Genomic DNA, 18,593 nt, shown 5'->3' on the forward strand with positions numbered 1-18,593 from the left:
ACCAATTCGAAGATATTCGATTCGAACATTCGAATAGAGGTTGACAGAAAAGATCTCCGCTCTACCATCGAATTACCGCCGCGCATCCCCCTGCAAGCGGAGCGCACATGAAGAAAATGGCACCACTGGTGTTGGCCGCGGCTCTGGCCGCGTTTCTCGCACCTCAGGCACAGGCAGCGGGCAGCACCTTCCCCACGCCGTCCGGATCGAAACCGGTCGGCACGACCATCAAGGTCGGATCGAGCGGTTACGACGGTGGCATGCAACGTTTCTACGGCACCGGCGAACTCGGATCCGGCGGACAGGGCGAGGACCAGGGCCCGATCTTCCAGCTGGCCGACGGCGCGACGCTCAAGAACGTCGTGCTCGGCGCGCCGGCCGCGGACGGGGTCCACTGCCTCGGTACCTGCACGCTCACCAACGTGTGGTGGGAGGACGTCGGCGAGGACGCGGCCACGTTCAAGGGCACGTCGTCGTCGCAGACCATGACCATCAGCGGTGGTGGGGCGCGCAAGGCGTCGGACAAGGTGTTCCAGCACAACGGGCCGGGCACGATGATCATCCGCAACTTCCAGGTGGACGACTTCGGCAAGCTCTACCGGTCCTGCGGCAACTGCAAGACCCAGCACAAGCGCAACGTCGTGCTGGAGAACATCACCGCGTTCTCCCCCGGCAAGTCGCTGGTCGGCATCAACACCAACTACGGCGACACCGCGCGGTTCTCGAGGATCACCATCGTCGGGGACAGCAGCAAGAAGATCGCGATCTGCGACAAGTACCAGGGTGTCACGAGCGGTGAACCGAAGAAAATCGGGACCGGGGCGGACAGCACGAACTGCCTGTTCAAGTCCTCGGACATCACCTACCGATAGCACCGATAGCGGAAATGCCCCGGCCACTGGCCGGGGCATTTCTCACCACACTTCAAGAGTGTGAACTCCGATGTGTTCGAAATTCCAGTCGTCGCCAATTCCGGGAATCACCGGCAGCGCCACGTGCCCGTTCTCGTCCAGCGGATCGGCGATGGCGTTCCGGTGCGGCGGGACGCGGTCGAAGTCGACCTGCGGGTGCAGCAGACCGCGTTCGTACCAGCGGCCCGCGTCGGTCGCCCCGAGCACGGTGAGGCTGCCCGACCCGTTGCCGTGGATCTCGCAGTCCATGTTGAACGACTCCGCCAGGTGCACGGTCTTGAGCACCGGGGTGATCCCGCCACTGCCCGCGGGGCCTGCCCGCAGGATGTCGCAGGCCCCGGCGGCGATCCACTCGGCGCGGGTGAGGTGCTTGCCCCACGCCACCTCCGGGCCGATCACCGGGATGTCGAGCTGCTCGGTCAGCCACCGGTAGGAGCTGATCGACGCCTCCTCCATCGGCTCCTCGAACCAGTAGAAGTCCAGCTCCTGCAGCGCCCTGCCGAGCCGCAACGCCTCGGTCCGCGAGTACCAGTGGCTCGCGTCGAGCATCAGCGCGACGTCCGGCCCCACCGCGTCCCGCACCGCCTGACACGCCTCGACGTCACGGGAGACGCTGGGCGCGCCGGGCACCGGTGGCATCCACGTGTGCAGCTTGATCGCCCGGTAGCCCACCGACACGAGGTGCTTCGCGAAGTCCGCGTAGTCACCCGGTGTCGCGAGGCCGTCCGTGTCACCGCACATCGTGCTGGCGTAGGCGGGAATCCGGTCACGGGCGCCCCCGGCGAGCTTCCACGCGGGCAGCTCGACCCGGCGGGCGACGAGGTCCCACAGCGCCTGGTCGACGAACCCGAGCGCGCGGTCGGTGAACCCGCCGTGCGCGCCCCGCTGACGGCGCGCGAGCAGCCGCCACAACCGTTCGCGGTCCCACGGGTCCTGGCCCAGCAGCACCGGCCGCACGTGCTTGTCCAGCACGGCGGGCCGCAGCTGGTCGGGCTGCACCTGGCAGTAGCCGGTGGCGCCGTCGGCGTCGGTGATCTCCAGCAGTGCCTCGACCACCTCGTGCTCCGGCGCCGGGTGCCGGTGTCCCTCCGGGTCGACGGACGTGGCCGCCGTGGTCTTGAACGTCCGCACCACCACCCGTTCGATCACTTTCGCTTCTCCCAGTCCTGCTGGGCGGTGGTGAGCTTGGCCGCGAGCTGGTCGAGGAACTCCTGCGCGGACATCTGGCCCAGCAACACCTTCTGGTACAGCGGTTCGGTGTCGGTCTTGGTGATCGAGGAGTACTCGGGCAGGTAGACCGGCGCAGGCACGAGCACGGTCGCCGGGTCCTCCAGCACCCCAAGCGCCATCTTCACGGCCGGGTTCTTCTGGATCCACTCGGCCCCGCGCACGTCGGTGTTCGCCGGGATCTGGCCGACCTTCTCGTTCCAGTAGCCGTTGCTCTCGGCCGACGTCAGGAACTCGACGAACTTCCAGGACGCGTCCCGGTTCTTGCTTCCCTTGAACACCGCGAAGCCGTCGGTCGGGTTCGGCACCACCGTGCGCTTGCCGGACGGCCCCTTCGGCAACGGCATGGCGGCCACGCGCTCAGGGCCGAGCGCCTTCATCACGTCCGCGGTCGAGCCGAGGTTGTGGTGCATCATCGCCACCGTGCCGCCGGTGAACTGCGCGACCATCTGCGTGTAGCTGTTGCTCACGTCGGCCTCGGGCGTGGCCTTCTTGTACAGCTCGGCCACCTTGCGCACGAGCTCGGCGTTGCGCGGGTCGGCGACCGTGCTCTTGCCGCCGTCGTAGAACTTCTCGACACCTGAGTAGGAGTAGGCCTCGGACAGCAGCTGGAAGACCGATCCGGCACCGCCGCGAATCGTGAAGCCGTACTGGTTGTCCGCCGGCTTCGTCAGCTGGGTCGCGGCCTTGGCCAGATCGTCCCAGGTGGACGGTTCCGGGATCTTGTTCTCCTCGAACCGGTCCGACCGGTACCAGATGACGTCCATGTTGCCCGACGCGGGAACGGCGTAGAGCTTGCCGTCGGGTGCGGTCTGCCGCACGGTCTCCAGCAGGCCGTTCAGCAGCTTTCCCTTGAGCGGGCCGTTCTCCACCCGATCGTCGGCCGGCTCGAGCGCGTCCTGCCCGACGAGGTGCGCGAGGTAGGACGTCGTGACGCCGCCGACGTCCGGGGTGGACCCGCCGGCGATGGCCGTGTCGTACTTCTGCTGCACCGAAGCGCTGGGAATGCCGACGTACTCGACCTTGACATCCGGGTTGGCCGCCTCGAACCGCTTGATCAGCTCCTGGTAGATGGGTGTGCGGCCGGGGCCGCCGTTGTTGTCCCAGAACGTGATCGTCGTGGGCCCGTCCTGTCCCGCGGAACACGCGCTCAGCACCAGTGCCAGCGCGACCAGCAGTCTCCTCATGTCTCCCTCATCCCTTGACCGCACCGGCGCTGAGTCCCTGCACCAGGAACCGTTGCACCACGGCGAAAACCAGAACGACCGGCACCGCGGCGACGACGCCGCCCGCCGCGAGCGCCCCGAAGTCGGTGTTGAACTCCCCCAGCGCGTAGCTGAGTCCGACCGGCAGCGTGAACTTGTCCTGTCTGCTCGCGAACATCAGCGCGAACAGGAAGTTGTTCCAGGCACCGATGAACGCGAACGACCCGACGGCCACGATCGCGGGCTTGAGCTGTGGCAGCGTCACCGCGAAGAACGCGCGCAGCCGCGAACAGCCGTCGACCATCGCGGCCTCTTCGAGCTCGATCGGAACGTTGCGCACGAACCCGCTCATCAGGATCAGCGCGAGTGGCAGCTGGAACGCGGTGTCCGCGATCACCAGGCCGGTGAGGCTGTTCAGCAGCCCGGCGGACTTGAAGATCACGAACAACGGGATCAGCATCATCGCGCCGGGGATGAACTGCGTGCACAGCAACGCCAGCAGGAACACCCGCTGGCCGCGGAACTTGAAGCGCGCCAGCGCGTAGCCGCCCATGAGCGCGAACACGGTGACCACGACGAGCGTGCCGACCCCGATGATCAGGCTGTTCTGGAAGAAGAGCCCGAACCCGATGCCGTTCCACACCGTGTCGAAGTGCTCGAACGTGATCGGCCACGGCACGAGCGAGGTCTCCCCCGCCGGCCTCACCGCGAAGACCACCATCCAGTAGAACGGGATGAGCGTGAACAGCAGGTAGAGCACCAGCGGCAGGTGCAGCCGGAAGTACCGGCTCGGATCGCGGTGCCTCTTGCGGCGAGGTGGCGCCGGCGGCGGTGTCAGGACCGTGGCCGGGCGGGTGAGCGTCTGGGTCATGCCCTGCTCCCGAACTTGGACAGCCTCAGGTAGAGGACGGAGAAGAACAGCAGGATCACGAAGCCGGCCATCGTGAGCGCCGATCCGTAGCCGAAGTCGTGCGAGTCCACGGCTTTTCGTGCCACGTAGAGCGGCAGCGTGGTTGTCTGGTTCGCCGGTCCGCCGCCGGTGAGCGTGTAGATGAGGTCGACGTTGTTGAACTCCCACACCGCGCGCAGCAACGTGGACAGCACGATTGCGTCCCGCAGGTGCGGCAGGGTGACGCTGACGAACCGGCGCCATCTCCCGGCGCCGTCGACCGCCGCGGCCTCGTACAGGTCGTTCGGGATGGTCTGCAGGTCGGCGAGCAGCAGGATCGCGAAGAACGGCACCCCGCGCCACAGTTCGGTGACGACGGTCGCGGGGAACACGGTCGCCGGATCACCGAGCACCGACGTGCCGGGATCGCCGATGCCCCACTGCGCGAGCTGCTGGAAGATCCCCGTCGACGGGTTGTAGAGCAGGATCCAGATGCCGGTCGTGAGCACTCCGGACACCGCCCACGGCGAGAACACCAGCGACCGGGCGAGCGCACGGCCGACGAACGTCTCGTTGACGATCAGCGCGAGGACGAGTCCCAGCACCAGTTGCAGTCCCACTTCGACGGCGACCCACTTGGCGCTGAACGCGAGGCTCTGCCAGAACAGCTGGTCCTCGAACAGCATCCGCCGGAAGTTCTCGAACCCGATGAAGCCGTTCTTCCAGGGCTGGGTGACGGTGTGCTGGCGCAGGCTGAACCACCCGACGCTGGCGATCGGGTAGACCAGGAACACGGCCATCAGCACGAGCGTCGGGGCGATCAGGGCGTACGGCGCCCAGGTGCGGGTCCTCACGCGGGGTTCCACCCGCCCAGGTAGGCGGCCTTCGTGTGCTGCCGCGCCTGCTCGTCGGTGAGCTGCGGGCGGTCGGTTCCGGTGCCCGCGCCGGGCCCGGTGTTGCGGTACTCCGCGAACCTGGCTCCACGCCACGGGAATCCGGACATGTCGGTCCACGGCGCGCGCTTGATCGCGGCGGGCAGCACGGTGTCGCGGATGACGACCTGCGCGATCGCGTCCGGGTCACCGCCGGGATGCCACGGCCTGCCGAGGAAGTACGTGCCGGCCGGGGCGTCGCTGAGGATCTTCGAGTTGACGATCAGGAACCCGTGCGGGTTGTCCTTGCGGGTGCTGGCGGCGGTCACGTAGCCGTTGGGGTCGCCGCCGCGGTTCAGCGCGGTGATGGTCGCCCGTTCGAAGACGGCCGTCGCCCGGCCGAAGAGGAAGTCGACGTCGCCGGTGATCGCGCAGTCCCGGTAGTACTGCCGCGACCGCGTGGCCACGTCCGGGGTGTCGGCGTACAGCGTGTCCTGGTGGCCTTCGAAGCGCACGCGGTCGAACAGCATCCGATCGCCGGTGGCCTTGACCGCGACGGCCTGCGTGGCCGTGATCTCCGGGTGCTGCTTGCGGTCGAACGAGTTGCGGAAGGTGACGTCGCGGGCGGTGAACCCGTTGGCCGCGATCGTGGCCGTGGCGCTGCCGGTCGTGCCGTAGGTGGTGCCGTCGGGCTTCTTGGTGCCGCTGGCGTTGTCGAAGTCGATCACCACGTCCTGGGCGCGTCCGGTGGCGCCTCGCAGCGTGAGGTTCTGCTTGGTGGCCGGGATCTTGACGACTTCCCGGTACACGCCCTTCGGCAGCGTGATCACACCTCCTGCCGGTGCCGCGTCGATAGCGGACTGCACGGTGGCGAAACCCTGGCCCACCACGAGGTGGTGTCCTGCCGGTGGCGCGCCCGCCTGGAGGTGCCTGATCTGGTGCGCCGGTTCCAGACCGCGGTTCAGCGTCGGCGTCCACCCGGCGTCCGTGCCGAGGGCCTTGTCCGGGAACGCCGCGTTGTGCGCGTTCACCAGGCTGACCGGCCTGCCGTCCACCAGGTTGCCGGTGTCGGTGATCGCCGTGCCGCCCCAGTTGTAGACGATCTCCTCGGGTGCGATGCCCCTGACGAAGTTGTTCTGCGCGTAGATCTGGGACTTGACGCCGACGCCCCAGCTGTACGTCTGGGCGCCTTCGTACAGGTTGTTGTAGACGTGCACCTGGCCGAACCGCACGCGGGGCGCGCGTTCCAGCACGTTGCGGAAGACGTTGTGGTGCACCGAGACCCGCAGCTTGCCCGGGTCGGTCGTGGACGAGTTCGACGACCCGATCAGCATGGTCTTGCCGTGCTCGGCGAAGACGTTGCGGGACACGGTGACGAGGTCGGACCCGTTCGTGATGTCGAGCTGGCCGTCGTGCACCTGGTACGGCCGTCCGAAGTGGAGCGGCTGGGTGCTGTCGATGTTCGGCTCGTCGGTGAACGTGCTGTGGTCGACCCACACGTTCTCGGACCGCTGCAGCGACACCGAGTCGTAGAGCGAGTTCCAGTTGCCGGGCGGGGAGGCGGGGCTGTTGTCGGTGGGATCCCACTGCGGGAAGCAGTCACGGGTGTCGCGGAAGGTCAGGTCGCGCACGATCACGTTGCGCACGCCGTGGATCCGCAGGCTGCCACCGGTGATACCGGCGCCACGGCCGACCCCGACGATCGTCGTGTCCGCCTGGACGTTCAGCCCGATGACCGCTTCCTGCTTCTTCGCCGACGCGGCCCGCGCGTCCTCCAGCGCCCCTTCGGGTTCGCGCTCCCATCCCCAGACGGCCGGGTCGTACGCCGCGAGGTAGCCGGCCAGTGTGTAGCCGTCGGCCGCGTAGTCCTCACACCGCAACGGTTTCCCGTCGTCAGCGGTGTTCGCGTCGATCACGCCCCTGACCTTGATGATCCGCGGTCCCGGCGAGGCCAGGGCCGCGACGAGCTGGGCCCGCGTGCGCACCTCGTGCACGTGAGCGGCGGGCGCCGCCGCTCCCCCGGTGGTGCCCGGCCCGGCCGACGCCCAGCCGTCCCCTGCGGGCAGCACCTGCCTCGCCGGGTCGTGTCCTGCGTGCGCGGAAGGGCTCACCACCCCGGCGGATGCGCAGGCCAGAACCAGCGCGCCAACGAAAAGCCGCATGACGGAATACCCTTCGGAAGGGAGGATTCACATTCTTGAACAAGGTCCACGATCGTGAACCGAGTATTACGAATGCTTCCGGCATGCGTCAACGAAGTGAATTCATTCGACGATTCAGCACGGCGTTCGAAGATTCTTCGAATCGAATACCGTCGATTGTTCAAGGGTGTGGATCAGCGGTTGATCGATTCTCGCACCCCTGCTTGCGGCAAACAGACGAACGCCGCGATCGGAAGTCGATCGCGGCGTTCGTCATTCGACGGCCCGGCGCAGGGCCCAGAAGGACTTAGCGCTTGACCTGCCGCAGCGAAGGCACCAGCACCAGCGCGGGCAGCAACAACAACGGCACCACCATCAAGGCCCGCAACACCCCCCACTGGTTGCCGAGCAGCCCGACCAGCGGCGGCCCCGCCAGGAACGCGGTGTAGCCGATCACCGCGACGACGCTGACCCGCGCCGCCGCGCGTTCGGGATCGTCGGCGGCCGCGCTCATGCCCACCGGGAAGCCCAGCGCGGTCCCGAGTCCCCAGACGGCCACACCGGCGACCGCCAGCCCGAACGACCCGGCGAACACCGCCAGCGTCACGCCGGAGACAGCCAGCAGCATCGAGAGGACGACCGCGGGGACACGGCCCCAGCGGTCCAGCGCGATGGTGCCGAAGATCCGGCCGAACGTCATCGTCGTGACGAACACGCCGAACACCAGGGCGCCCAGTGCCGGGTCGACCTGGTAGCCGTCGATGAACGCCACCGCCACCCAGTCGTTCGCGGTGCCCTCGGTGAACGCCAGCACCAGCACCAGCAGCCCGATCAGCAACGTGCGGGGTTCCCGCCACGCCGCCATGACCCCGCTGCCGCTGCCCTGCTCCGCCTCGGCGGCCAGGCTGTACGTGCGCGCGGCCACCAGCGTGCCGCCGGCGACGATCACGGCCACCACGGCCAGGTGCGCGGTCACGGGCAGGACCGCCCACGCCGCGAACGACGCCAGCCCGGCGGCGGCCACCGTGCCGAGGCTCCACATGGCGTGGAAGCGCGGCATCACCGTCTTGCCGAGAGCGCGTTCCACCTCCGCGGCCTCGACGTTCATCGCCACGTCGCACAGCCCCGAGCCGTAGCCGAGCACGAAGATCCCGATAGCCGTCACCACCGGCGACGGGTAGGCGCCGATGCCGACGCCCGCCACCGCGAGTCCCAGCGCGACCGTCACGGCCGACAGGCTCACCGTCCGCTTCGGCCTGAGCCGGTGCGTGACCTCGCCCGCGGTGAGCATCGCCAGGCACGCGCCCACGGACATCGACAGCAGCAGCAACCCCAGCGCGCCCGGTGTGAGGCTCAGCGCGTCACGGGCGGCGGGCACGCGGGCGAACCACGTCGCCACGGCCACGCCGTTGAGCCCGAAGGTGACCGCGACCCCCGCGGCGGCGGCTCGGACCTGATTGCGTGGCACCGTGACCGACATCCCGGTCCTCCTTTCTCGATACACGAAGTAACTACCCCATACATGGAAGCGCTTCCACCGCAATACTGCTGAGATGACGGGAGAACGCACCGCGACACTCGACGACGTGGCACGGGCCGCAGGCGTGTCCCGGGCCACCGCCTCGCGGGTGGTCACCGGACAGGGTCCTGCGTCGCCGCGGGCACGCGACAGGGTGGCCGCCGCCGTGGCCGCGCTGGGGTACGTGCCGGACGCCTCCGCCCGCGCACTGGTCACCCGCACCGGCACGCGCCTCGCCATCGCGGTCATCGGCCACACCGCCGCCGTGCTCGACGATCCGTACGTCGGTCGTGTCCTGACGTCGGCGGCGCACGTCGCCGCCGAGCGCGAGGTCGGCGTCTCCCTGCACTGGCTGCCGCTGGACGACCCCGGCTCGCTCGCCCGGCTCGCCGACGGGCGCGGGCTCGGCGGCCTGGTGGTGGTGAACCCGACGCGACCGGCGCTGGAGACCGTGCCGCGAGGCCTGCGCGGCCGGGTCGCCGCGGTCGGGGTCGGCACGCGGCACGTGCCGTCGTTCGACGTCGACAACCGCGCCGGCACGGACGGGGTCGTGCGGCACCTCGTGCGCACCGGCAGGCGCCGGATCGCGATGATCACCGGGCCGTCGTGGCTGCCCTGCGGCGACCGCGCCGTCGACGCCTACCGGAAGGTGCTGCGCGACAGCGGCGGCGAGCCCAGGGTCGTCACCGGTGACTTCACCGCCGCCCGCGGTGCCGAGGCGGCCGCCGAGATCATGGTGCGGTGGCCGGACACCGACGCGGTGTTCGCGCTCAGCGACCTCACCGCGCTGGGTGTCCTCGACGGACTTCACGCACTGGGTGTGCGGGTGCCGGGGGACGTGGCCGTCGCCGGGTTCGACGACATCGCGTTCGCCGGGCTCAGCCGCCCCGCCCTCACGACGAGCACGCACCCGGTGGAGGACATCGCCGCCGCCGCAGCGCAGGCCGTCCTCGACCGTCGCGACACGTCCGGGGCGACGTTCTACCCCTCCGCGCTCGTCGTGCGGGACAGCGCGTGATCACTCGACCGAACAGGTCTGACCGTTGAGCGTGAACGCGCCGGGAGCGGAGTTCGCGCCCCGCACGGAACCGTTGAATCCGATCGACACCGAACCGCCCGGCTGGATCTGCGGGTTGTAGTCGGCGTTCGCGGCGTTGACGGTCGCACCGGACTGCCGCGCTTTCGCGTTCCACATGTCGGTGACGGTCTGCCCGTTCGCGAAACTCCACTTCAGCGTCCAGCCGTTGACGGACGAGGAACCGGTGTTGCGCACGCTCACATTCGCCTGGAAACCGCCCGGCCATTGACCGGAGATGCGATAAGCGACCGCGCACGTCCGCGCGGGAGGCTTCGGCGACGTGGTCGTGGGCGCGGGCGCGGGACGGGGTGGCGTCGTGGTCGTGATGGCCGGAGCCGGTCGCGGTGGCGGCGCCGCGGTCGTGCCCGGCGCCGGAAGACCCGTGGTGGCGGCGGGAGGCGGGGCCGCGTCTAGACCGTCACACGGCGGTCCCCACAGGCCCCTGTCGGCACCGGCCGCCTCGGACTCCGCCGTGAGCAGCGCGCCGCCGTCGACCCCCTCCGCCCGCAGCACGCCCTGCCGCACCGCGAGCAACGCGTAGTCGGTGCCGTCCTCCAGCATCAGGTTCACGTCGCCGGAGACGACGGGACTGATGCGGACGGCGCTGGCCAGCAGCGTCGTCCTGGCGAACGACAGCGCGCCCTCCGCCCAGCAGGCAGGAGGCTCCGCCAGCTGCGCGATGCGGGCCTTCGTGCCGTCCGCCAGTTCGACGGTGCGGCCGTCGATCACGTCGCGCACGAAGTGCAGCACGCCCTGGTACCGCGCCTCCTCGTTGATGAGGGAGGGCGGTTTCCAGGGCGTGCGGGTGGACGGCGCCGGCGACGGCGGCCCTGCCGTGCATGCTCCGGTGAGCAGGACCAGAACGACGAGCCAAAGCTTGCGCGACACCGTTACCCCAATTGTCATTGAACTCTCAACAACCCTAGAGGGTCGCGGGCCCGGCTCAATCGACCGTTCGGAGTGGACTACCTGCGCGGAACGGCGGTCATCGACCAACGCTGATTGGCACCGGAAGTCGCTTGGTACAAACCAATTCTGGCACCGTCCTCACGCGACTCGCCGACGACGTCGAGCAGACTTCCGTTCTCCTGGTTGACGAAAGTCCACGTGCCGTCCCCGGTGGACGAGAGCACCCATCTCGCGGCCGGACCGTCGGACGAGGTCAGCACGACGTTCCCACCGGCCGCCGCGATCCGCTGACCTGTGGCGGCGTTGACGACGGAGAACTGCGCGCGGTTGTCGTAGCCGCCGGATCGGCGTTCCACCCGCCACATCTGGTCGGCCGCGGTCGTGCTGGTGGTGCGCTGCACTAGCGAGGTGCCGGACGGAGCAAGGGACTTGCCGCTCTGCGCACCGGTGAGCCGGTACTGCCCGCCCAGAGCCGCGTCGCGGTTCACTCCGCTGACACCGCTCACCTCGAACGTGACGACCGACTTCGCCGGCACGGAAAGCGTTGCCTTGCGGTCCTTGACCCGCACGGCGGCGCCCTTCATCAACGCGCCGTGCTGGTCCGTCACGACCGGACGGACGGACGCGTTCTGCCGCACCGTCGCGAACGCCGACAGGTCCAGCGTCACGGACTGCGCCTGATCGCTCTTGTTGAGGTGCACCAACGACTTCAGCTCGGTGTTGCGCACCGCCGCCACGTCGGTCGTGGTGTTGACCTTCACCAGGCGGTCACCGGGCTTGACGAAGTGCGTGAAGTTGCGCAGCGCGTGGAACTTCGTGTTGACCCGCGCCGGGCACGTCGCGAGCGTGTCCTGGGCCCCGCAGTTGAACGGGATCTGGATCACGCCCCAGTTCATGCCGTCCGGGGACTCGGCTCCGGGCGTCATGTTGTTGTAGTCCTCGACCGCCTGCCACAGCAGCCACGCACGCGGTTCCAGCTCGCGCAGGTCGTCGATCACGCGCTCCGCGATGCCGAGGCCCGGCTCCATGCTGGTGAAGCTCTGACCGGAGCCCCAGTGCCCGTCAACCTCGCTCATCCACAACGGCTTGCCCGCGCCCTTGGCGATGTCACGGGCCGACGTGCGGCGTGCCGTGCCGTACGTGTGCACGTTCAGCTGGCTGACCTGCGCGCGCGTCGAGGCGGGATAACCCGCCCAGTCGTCAGCGAAGATGCCGGGGTTGGTCTCGTCCGGCGCGGACACGGTGGCCTTGAGCTTGTTGGCGCGCAACGCCTGCGCCATCGCGGGCACGACCTTCGCCTGCAGGGCGGGCCCGATGTGGGCGCCTTCCTGCCGCCCGCCGGTCGGGTTGCCGTCCGGGCCGAGCGTCGTGCGCCAGTAGGAGGTGTTGGGCTCGTTGAACGGGTCGACCGTGGCGAACTTGATGCCGTGCGCCCGTTCCAGTTCCGCCGTCGCCTGCGCCAGGTAGGCGGCGAAGTCACCGATTCGATCCTCCCGCAGCTGGTCCGCGTTCGCGTCGAAGCCGCCGGACACGTACCCGCTGACGGTCTGGAACCACGGTGGCGAGTTGCTGAACGACTCCCACCGGGTCACGTCCTGCTTGATCCGGTCGACCCACCACCGCTGCCGCGGATCCGCGGCAGCGTCGAAGAAACGCGCGTCGCCCGGCTTCCACCAGTCGGTGTCCGTGCGGGTGGTGCCGGCCGGCGCCTTCCACCACCCCGGGACCGCGGCACCCGCTCGCAGGTACTCCGGCACGTCCGGGGCGTTGCCGCCGCCGATGTTGTACCGCGCGATGTTGAGGTTCAGTCCGTCCTCACCGAACAGCAGCTCCGCCAGCTGGTTGCGGATCTCGTCCGGATAACCACCCGTGGCGTTGGCGAACCACACCAGGCTCGTGCCCCAGCCCTGGAACGGCTCCTGCTGATAGGTCGGATCCGGTCTCACCGTGACGGCTTCCACGGCGGCCGTCGCAGGGGCCGCGGTGGACAGTGCCAGCGCCGAAACGGCAAGCAGAGCAAGAAGTCTGGTCATCGGTTCTCCGTTGAACGCGCGATGTTCACGCTAACATCTATCGAGAACCTACTCGCGCGTCAAGGTCCTGCCGGACGGAGGCGCGTCCGTCCGGCAGGCCCCCTTGGAACGCTCGCCCCCGAGGAGACGGGCCCGCACGCTCGAACCCCGAGGAGAGTTACTTGAGCGAGCAGGTGGCGAAGCGTTCCAGTCCCTGAGGCCGCGCCCCCACGCGGCCGATGGCGATCGCGATGCGGTCCAGCGCCGAGGCGCGCTTGCCTGCCAGCGGACCGAGGATCGCGTTCTGCACGAAGTTCGGCCCGCCCTGACCGGCCGACGTGCGCAGCCGCTCGTTCGCCTCGGCCAGCTGCTTGCCGAGGTTGGCGAACTCGCGGTCGACCTCGGCCTTCGCAGCCGCGGGAACGTTCTGCACCACCGGCAGCGGGCACTCGATCACCTGCCCGGCCGCCGAACCCGTACCGGCGTTCGCACTCGTCGAGGCCGGTCGTGACGTCGTCGGCGGCGCGGACACGGCGGGCGCCTGACCAAGTCCGCAGGTCGCGAACCTTTCCAGGCCTTCTGGCTTCTCCGCGACCCGGCCGATGGCGGTCTCGATGCGGTTCAGCGCCGCGACCCGCTTGCTCGCCAGCGGGCCGAGAATCGCGTTCTGCACGAAGTTCGGCCCTCCTTCACCGGCCGACGTGCTCAGCCGGTTGTTGGCCTCCGCGATCTGCTTGTCGAGGTTGGCCAGCTCTCGCTGGACCTCGGCCTGCGCCGCGGCCGGCACCGCCGGTACGACAGGCTGCGGACACGCGATCGCGCCGGTGGCGGTCTCCCCGCCCGCGAAGGCGACGGCCGCGGTCACCGCTGTCAGCGTTGCGGCGACGGCGACTCCGGCCACGAGCACCCGCTTGCTCCGCTGGGGTCGTGCATGCGCTCTCGACATATTCGAACCTCACGACTAGGGGACGTTTTGTGCCGGCACAACGGGATACGGACCGGGAAAGCAAAAAGTTCAACCACTTGTGAGCGTTCACAGCTGCTGGCATGCTCACGGTTCATTCCGCAGCACCGCACCTGCGAAGAACCGGGGAACAGCCATGCCATCGGCAGACAGAGTCGTCCACGAGCAGATCCCGTTGCGCATCCACGGGGTGAACCTCAAGGTCGCGTCGGTGCGTCGCGCGGGCGTCGACGCTCCCGTCGTCTTCCTGCACGGGTTCGGCACGAGCAAGGAGGACTACCTGGACGTCCTCCAGCGACACGAGTTCGCCGGGCGTCCGTTCCTCGCCTACGACGCGCCCGGTGCGGGCGCCACGGAGTGCTCCGGCCTGGGCGAGGTCGACGTGCCGTTCCTGGCGGAGACCGCGCGGGCGATGCTCGACCGCGCGGGCATCGGCCGGTTCCACGTGGTCGGACACCTGACGGGAGCACTCGCGGCGCTTCTCCTGGCTCACCAGGAACCGGGCCGGGTGCTGAGCTTCGTGAACATCAAGGGTGTGCTCGCACCCGAGGACTGCGTGCTGAGCAGGGAAGCGCTGAACCACCGCGATCCCAGTGACTACCTCTTCAGGCTCGCGGAACGCAGCCGGGAGACCCCCTGTTACGGCGGCGGGCTGTACGCGGCGAACCTCCCGAACAAGGTCCAGCGCGGTGCCGTGCCCACCCTGTTCCGGTCGATGGTCGAGCTCGCCGACCACGGGAACCTGCTGCAGAAGTTCCTGTCACTGCCCTGTCCGAAGATGTACCTCTACGGCGAGCAGTGCGCGAGCCTCTCGTACCTGCCGATCCTCGACGCGAACGGGGTGGAGCTCGCGGAGATCCCGCACAGCGGGCATCTCCCCATGTACTCCAACCCCGTCGCGGTGTGGCGGCAGATCGCCGAGTTCCACGCGCGTCAGCTGATTCCCAGCGCCAGGCGGTGGTAGGCGGAGTTCCAGCGCAGCCGGTCGATGAACGAGGCCGGGGTCGTCTCGGAGTCGATGAGCACGAGCTCCGTGGCGGCCATCTGCGCGAAGTCGCGCAGCACCTCGGCCCCGACGGCCTGGGTCATCACCGTGTGGTGCGGACCGCCCGCGGTGAGCCAGCACTCCGCTGACGTCGACAGCGACGGCGCCGGCTGCCACACGGCCCGTGCGACCGGCAGCTTCGGCAGCGGCTCGTCCGGTTCGACCACCGTGACCTCGTTGGCCACCAGGCGGAACCGGTCACCCATGTCGGCCAGTCCGACCACCACGGCGGGACCGGGTGCCGCGTCGAACACCAGCCGCACCGGGTCCTCCCGGTCGCCGATGCCCAGCGGGTGGACCTCGCAGGACGGCTGGGCCGCGGCGATCGTCGGGCAGACCTCCAGCATGTGCGCGCCGAGGATCTTCGGCGTGCCCGGCCCGAAGTGGTAGGTGTAGTCCTCCATGAACGACGTGCCGCGGCCGGTGCCGGTGCCCATGGCCTTCACGGCCGCGAGCAGTGCGGAGGTCTTCCAGTCGCCCTCGCCGCCGAAGCCGTAGCCGTCGGCCATCAGGCGTTGCACGGCAAGACCCGGCAGCTGCCGCAACCCGCCGAGGTCCTGGAAGTTCGTGGTGAACGCGCCGAACCCGCCGTCGTCCAGGAAGGACCGCAGGCCGATCTCGATGCGGGCCGCGTAGCGCAGCGAGTCGTGCCGCTCTCCCCCGCGCGCCAGCTCCGGTGCGAGCCGGTAGGTCTCGGCGTAGTCGGCGACGAGCAGGTCGATGCCGGCGTCGGGCACCGCGTCGACCACGGCGACGAGATCGTTGACGCCGTAGGTGTTGACCGAGACGCCGAACCGCAGTTCCGCCTCGACCTTGTCGCCCTCGGTCACGGCGACGTCGCGCATGTTGTCGCCGAACCGGGCCAGCTTCAGGCCGCGCAGGTGCGCGCGACCGGCGGCGGCACGGGCCCAGCCGTCGATCCGCTCGGCCACCACGGGATCACTCGCGTGACCGGCGACCGTCTTGCGCGCCACCCCGATCCGGGTCTGCACGTAGGCGAACTCTCGGTCGCCGTGCGCGGCCTGGTTGAGGTTCATGAAGTCCATGTCGATGGTGGACCACGGCAGCGCCTCGTTGAGCTGCGTGTGCAGGTGCAGCAACGGCTTGCGCAGCAGGTCCAGCCCGGTGATCCACATCTTCGCCGGCGAGAACGTGTGCATCCACGCGATCACGCCGACGCACGACGGGTCGTTGTTCGCCTCCTGCATGATCGCCCGGATGGCGCCGGAGTCGGTGAGCACCGGCTTCCACACGATCTCCGCGCTGATCCGGCCGGACTCGCTGAGCATCCGCTGGATCTGCTGGGACTGGGCCGCGACCTGGTCGAGCGTCTCGGGGCCGTAGAGGTGCTGGCTGCCGGTGAGGAACCAGATCTGGGGCTTGTCCGGCATGTGCTCTCCTTCTGGGCTCACTGGCCGTAAACGTTCTGGTAGCGCTCGTAGAGCCGGTCGACGTGTTCCTGCTCGATCACGTCGGGCTTGCCGAGCTGGAGTGCGAAGTGGACGGTGCGGGCGACGTCTTCCACCAGCACCGCGGCTTTCACGGCGGCGAGGGCGGTCGCGCCGACGGTGAACGGGCCGTGGTTGCGCATCAGCACGGCGGGAGACCTGCTGGCGCTGAGGGTGTCCACGATCCCCTTGCCGATCGAGTCGTCGCCGATCAACGCGAACGGCCCGACCGGGATGTCGCCGCCGAACTCGTCCGCGATCATGGTGAGCACGCACGGGATGGGCTCACCGCGCGCCGCCCACGCTGTCGCGTAAGGAGAATGCGTGTGCACGACACCGCCGACGTGAGGCATGTGCCGGTAGACGTACGCGTGGGCCGCGGTGTCGGAGGACGGCGCGAGCTCGCCCTCGACGAGGGTGCCGTGCAGGTCCGTCACGACCATCGCGTGTGGACCCAGTTCGTCGTAGGACACCCCGGACGGCTTGATCACCATCAGGTCCTGATCGGGCACCCGCGCCGACACGTTGCCCGCCGTCCAGCTCACCAGCTCGTAGCGGGTCAGCTCGCGGTGCAGTTCGGCGACCGTGCGGCGGAGTTCTGTCGTCGCGGACATCAGCTCTTCCCCTCCAGGGCGGCGCGGCGGTACTCGCGCAGCCGGTGCATGACATCGTTGGCACCGCGGCCGAAGTAGTCGTGCAGCTCCAGGTAGTCGTGGAAAAGTCGTTCGTACGCCTCGACGTTCTCCGGCACGGGCGTGAAGACGTTGTGGCGCACCGATCCCATCTCGGCCGCGGCCGCGCGGATGTCCTGGTACGCGCCCGCCGCCACCGCCGCGTGCATCGCGGAGCCGAGCGCGGGCGCCTGTGCCGAGCCGCTCACCGACAGCGGCAGGTTCACGACGTCGGCGTAGATCTGCATCATCAGCGTGTTCTTGACCAGCCCGCCGGCGATCACGAGCTCGGTCACCGGCACGCCCGCGTCGGTGAAGGTGTCGACGATGACGCGCGTGCCGAACGCGGTGGCCTCCAGCAGCGCGCGGTAGACGTCCTCCGCCTTGGTGGCGAGCGTCTGACCGACGATCACACCGGAGAGTTCGTGGTCGACCAGCACGGACCTGTTGCCGCTGTGCCAGTCGAGCGCGACGAGCCCGTGCTCGCCGACCCCTTGTCGTGCCGCCAGCTCGGAAAGCAGCTCGTGCACGGTGATACCGCGCTCGCTCGCCTCATCGTGATAGGCGGGCGGCACCTGGTTGCGCAGGAACCACGCGAAGATGTCGCCGACGCCGCTCTGCCCGGCCTCGTAGCCCCAGAGCCCCGGCACGATGCCGCCGTCGACGACGCCGCACATGCCCGGCACGTCGCGCAGCACGTCGCCGCTCATCACGTGGCAGGTGGAGGTGCCCATGATCGCGACCATCTGGCCGGGGCCGACGGCCTGCGCGGCGGGCGCCGTGACGTGCGCGTCGACGTTGCCGACCGCCACCGCGATGCCCTGGGGCAGCCCGGTCCACTCGGAGGCCTGCGCGGTCAGCTCGCCTGCCCGGTCGCCGAGCGCGGACAGCGGGTGGTCGAGCTTGTCGGCCACGAACGTCGCGAACTCGGGGTTGAGCTCCTTGAGGAAGTCCTCGCCGGGGTACTGGCCGTCCTGGTGGATGCCCTTGTAGCCGGCGGTGCAGGCGTTGCGCGTGTAGGTGCCGGTGAGCTGCCAGATGATCCAGTCCGCGGCCTCGACCCACCGCGCCATCGCCGCGTAGACCTCGGGCGCCTCCTCCAGCACCTGCAGGCCCTTCGCGAACTCCCACTCCGAGGAGATCAGTCCGCCGTACCGCGGGAGCCACGGCTCCTTGCGCTGGCGGGCCAGCTCGTTGATGCGGTCGGCCTGCGGCTGGGCGGCGTGGTGGCGCCAGAGCTTCACGTAGGCGTGCGGGTTCTCCGCGAACTCCGGCAGATCGCACAACGGTGTGCCGTCAGCCGTGACCGGCACCATCGTGCAGGCGGTGAAGTCGGTCCCGATGCCGATCACCTGCTCTGCGGAGATCCCGGCCGCCTCGACCGCCTGCGGGACGGCGGTGCGCAGGACGTCGAGGTAGTCGGCCGGGACCTGCAGCGCCCACTCCGGCGGCAGCGGCCGGCCGGTCGCGGGCAGCACCTGGTCCGCCACTCCGTGGCGGTACTCGTGCACAGCGGTGCCGAGCTCCGCGCCATCGCGGACGCGCACGACCACGGCGCGGCCGGACAGCGTGCCGAAGTCGACACCCACCACGCACGCGTCGCGGTCGATCGTCATGTCAGTCACGACCTGAGTGTTATCGCTAACAATCAGGGAGTCAAGATGTGCCCGATACATCGTGATTTCCCTGCGAGCGAGGGAAA

General features: G+C 69.2%; 15 protein-coding genes. 3 read left to right on the plus strand and 12 right to left on the minus strand.

The window, feature by feature from the left end:
- Nucleotides 1-116: 116 nt before the first annotated feature.
- Nucleotides 117-872 (plus strand): pectate lyase, encoded by a 756-nt coding sequence (locus SK854_RS09915; RefSeq protein WP_319974916.1) that lies wholly within the window; start codon nt 117-119, stop codon nt 870-872.
- A 42-nt stretch (nt 873-914) separates the two neighbouring features.
- On the opposite strand, the gene SK854_RS09920 is transcribed toward SK854_RS09915, so the two are convergent.
- From SK854_RS09920 to SK854_RS09945, 6 genes are all read right to left on the minus strand, one after another.
- Complete coding sequence (locus tag SK854_RS09920) at nt 915-2,060, minus strand: enolase C-terminal domain-like protein (protein ID WP_319974714.1); 1,146 nt, start codon at nt 2,058-2,060, stop codon at nt 915-917.
- The gene (locus tag SK854_RS09925) at nt 2,057-3,325 is read right to left on the minus strand and encodes an ABC transporter substrate-binding protein (protein ID WP_319974715.1); all 1,269 of its coding nucleotides are present in this window, start codon (nt 3,323-3,325) and stop codon (nt 2,057-2,059) included. The genes SK854_RS09920 and SK854_RS09925 overlap by 4 nt, the downstream gene beginning before the upstream one ends.
- A gap of 7 nt (nt 3,326-3,332) precedes the next feature.
- Complete coding sequence (locus tag SK854_RS09930) at nt 3,333-4,214, minus strand: carbohydrate ABC transporter permease (protein WP_319974716.1); 882 nt, start codon at nt 4,212-4,214, stop codon at nt 3,333-3,335.
- Nucleotides 4,211-5,086, minus strand: coding sequence for a carbohydrate ABC transporter permease (locus SK854_RS09935; RefSeq protein ID WP_319974717.1), 876 nt, complete (start codon nt 5,084-5,086; stop codon nt 4,211-4,213). The genes SK854_RS09930 and SK854_RS09935 overlap by 4 nt, the downstream gene beginning before the upstream one ends.
- The gene (locus SK854_RS09940; protein ID WP_319974718.1) at nt 5,083-7,266 is read right to left on the minus strand and encodes a pectinesterase family protein; all 2,184 of its coding nucleotides are present in this window, start codon (nt 7,264-7,266) and stop codon (nt 5,083-5,085) included. Before SK854_RS09940 ends, SK854_RS09935 begins: the two co-directional genes overlap by 4 nt.
- Nucleotides 7,267-7,552: 286 nt before the next feature.
- The gene (locus tag SK854_RS09945; protein ID WP_319974719.1) at nt 7,553-8,725 is read right to left on the minus strand and encodes an MFS transporter; all 1,173 of its coding nucleotides are present in this window, start codon (nt 8,723-8,725) and stop codon (nt 7,553-7,555) included.
- Between the two features lie 73 nt (nt 8,726-8,798).
- On the opposite strand from SK854_RS09945, the gene SK854_RS09950 reads away from it, so the two are divergent.
- The gene (locus SK854_RS09950; RefSeq protein WP_319974720.1) at nt 8,799-9,782 is read left to right on the plus strand and encodes a LacI family DNA-binding transcriptional regulator; all 984 of its coding nucleotides are present in this window, start codon (nt 8,799-8,801) and stop codon (nt 9,780-9,782) included.
- Here SK854_RS09950 and SK854_RS09955 read toward each other — a convergent pair whose 3' ends face one another.
- From SK854_RS09955 to SK854_RS09965, 3 genes are all read right to left on the minus strand, one after another.
- The gene (locus SK854_RS09955) at nt 9,783-10,730 is read right to left on the minus strand and encodes a cellulose-binding domain-containing protein (protein ID WP_319974721.1); all 948 of its coding nucleotides are present in this window, start codon (nt 10,728-10,730) and stop codon (nt 9,783-9,785) included.
- Nucleotides 10,731-10,807: 77 nt separating this feature from the next.
- Entirely contained in the window at nt 10,808-12,784 is a 1,977-nt protein-coding gene (locus tag SK854_RS09960) for an RICIN domain-containing protein (RefSeq protein WP_319974722.1), read from the minus strand.
- A gap of 157 nt (nt 12,785-12,941) precedes the next feature.
- Entirely contained in the window at nt 12,942-13,709 is a 768-nt protein-coding gene (locus SK854_RS09965; protein WP_319974723.1) for a hypothetical protein, read from the minus strand.
- Between the two features lie 154 nt (nt 13,710-13,863).
- Between SK854_RS09965 and SK854_RS09970 the strand changes: the two genes are divergently transcribed.
- Entirely contained in the window at nt 13,864-14,691 is an 828-nt protein-coding gene (locus SK854_RS09970; RefSeq protein WP_319974724.1) for an alpha/beta fold hydrolase, read from the plus strand.
- Here the strand turns inward: SK854_RS09970 and araA are convergent.
- Genes araA through araB form a run of 3 tightly spaced genes read right to left on the minus strand, consistent with a single transcriptional unit; the run spans nt 14,661 to nt 18,507 of the window.
- Nucleotides 14,661-16,163 (minus strand): L-arabinose isomerase, encoded by a 1,503-nt coding sequence (gene araA / locus SK854_RS09975; protein ID WP_319974725.1) that lies wholly within the window; start codon nt 16,161-16,163, stop codon nt 14,661-14,663. The genes SK854_RS09970 and araA overlap by 31 nt on opposite strands.
- A gap of 17 nt (nt 16,164-16,180) precedes the next feature.
- Nucleotides 16,181-16,834, minus strand: a complete 654-nt coding sequence (locus SK854_RS09980) for an L-ribulose-5-phosphate 4-epimerase (protein ID WP_319974726.1) — start codon at nt 16,832-16,834, stop codon at nt 16,181-16,183.
- A complete protein-coding gene (gene araB / locus SK854_RS09985; RefSeq protein ID WP_319974917.1) occupies nt 16,834-18,507 on the minus strand; it encodes a ribulokinase in 1,674 nt (557 codons plus the stop codon). The genes SK854_RS09980 and araB overlap by 1 nt, the downstream gene beginning before the upstream one ends.
- Nucleotides 18,508-18,593: the final 86 nt, after the last annotated feature.

Origin of the sequence: Lentzea sokolovensis (assembly GCF_033949975.1) — a bacterium.
Taxonomy (GTDB): domain Bacteria; phylum Actinomycetota; class Actinomycetes; order Mycobacteriales; family Pseudonocardiaceae; genus Lentzea; species Lentzea sokolovensis.

What these genes read in the sequence shown, in the direction of transcription:
- SK854_RS09915 (WP_319974916.1), top strand. Translation starts at nt 117, where the DNA reads ATGGCACCACTGGTGTTGGCCGCGGCTCTGGCCGCGTTTCTCGCACCT.
- SK854_RS09965 (WP_319974723.1), bottom strand. Translation starts at nt 13,709, where the DNA reads ATGTCGAGAGCGCATGCACGACCCCAGCGGAGCAAGCGGGTGCTCGTG.
- SK854_RS09945 (WP_319974719.1), bottom strand. Translation starts at nt 8,725, where the DNA reads ATGTCGGTCACGGTGCCACGCAATCAGGTCCGAGCCGCCGCCGCGGGG.
- SK854_RS09980 (WP_319974726.1), bottom strand. Translation starts at nt 16,834, where the DNA reads ATGTCCGCGACGACAGAACTCCGCCGCACGGTCGCCGAACTGCACCGC.
- araA (WP_319974725.1), bottom strand. Translation starts at nt 16,163, where the DNA reads ATGCCGGACAAGCCCCAGATCTGGTTCCTCACCGGCAGCCAGCACCTC.
- SK854_RS09960 (WP_319974722.1), bottom strand. Translation starts at nt 12,784, where the DNA reads ATGACCAGACTTCTTGCTCTGCTTGCCGTTTCGGCGCTGGCACTGTCC.
- SK854_RS09940 (WP_319974718.1), bottom strand. Translation starts at nt 7,266, where the DNA reads ATGCGGCTTTTCGTTGGCGCGCTGGTTCTGGCCTGCGCATCCGCCGGG.
- SK854_RS09970 (WP_319974724.1), top strand. Translation starts at nt 13,864, where the DNA reads ATGCCATCGGCAGACAGAGTCGTCCACGAGCAGATCCCGTTGCGCATC.
- araB (WP_319974917.1), bottom strand. Translation starts at nt 18,507, where the DNA reads ATGACGATCGACCGCGACGCGTGCGTGGTGGGTGTCGACTTCGGCACG.
- SK854_RS09950 (WP_319974720.1), top strand. Translation starts at nt 8,799, where the DNA reads ATGACGGGAGAACGCACCGCGACACTCGACGACGTGGCACGGGCCGCA.
- SK854_RS09930 (WP_319974716.1), bottom strand. Translation starts at nt 4,214, where the DNA reads ATGACCCAGACGCTCACCCGCCCGGCCACGGTCCTGACACCGCCGCCG.
- SK854_RS09925 (WP_319974715.1), bottom strand. Translation starts at nt 3,325, where the DNA reads ATGAGGAGACTGCTGGTCGCGCTGGCACTGGTGCTGAGCGCGTGTTCC.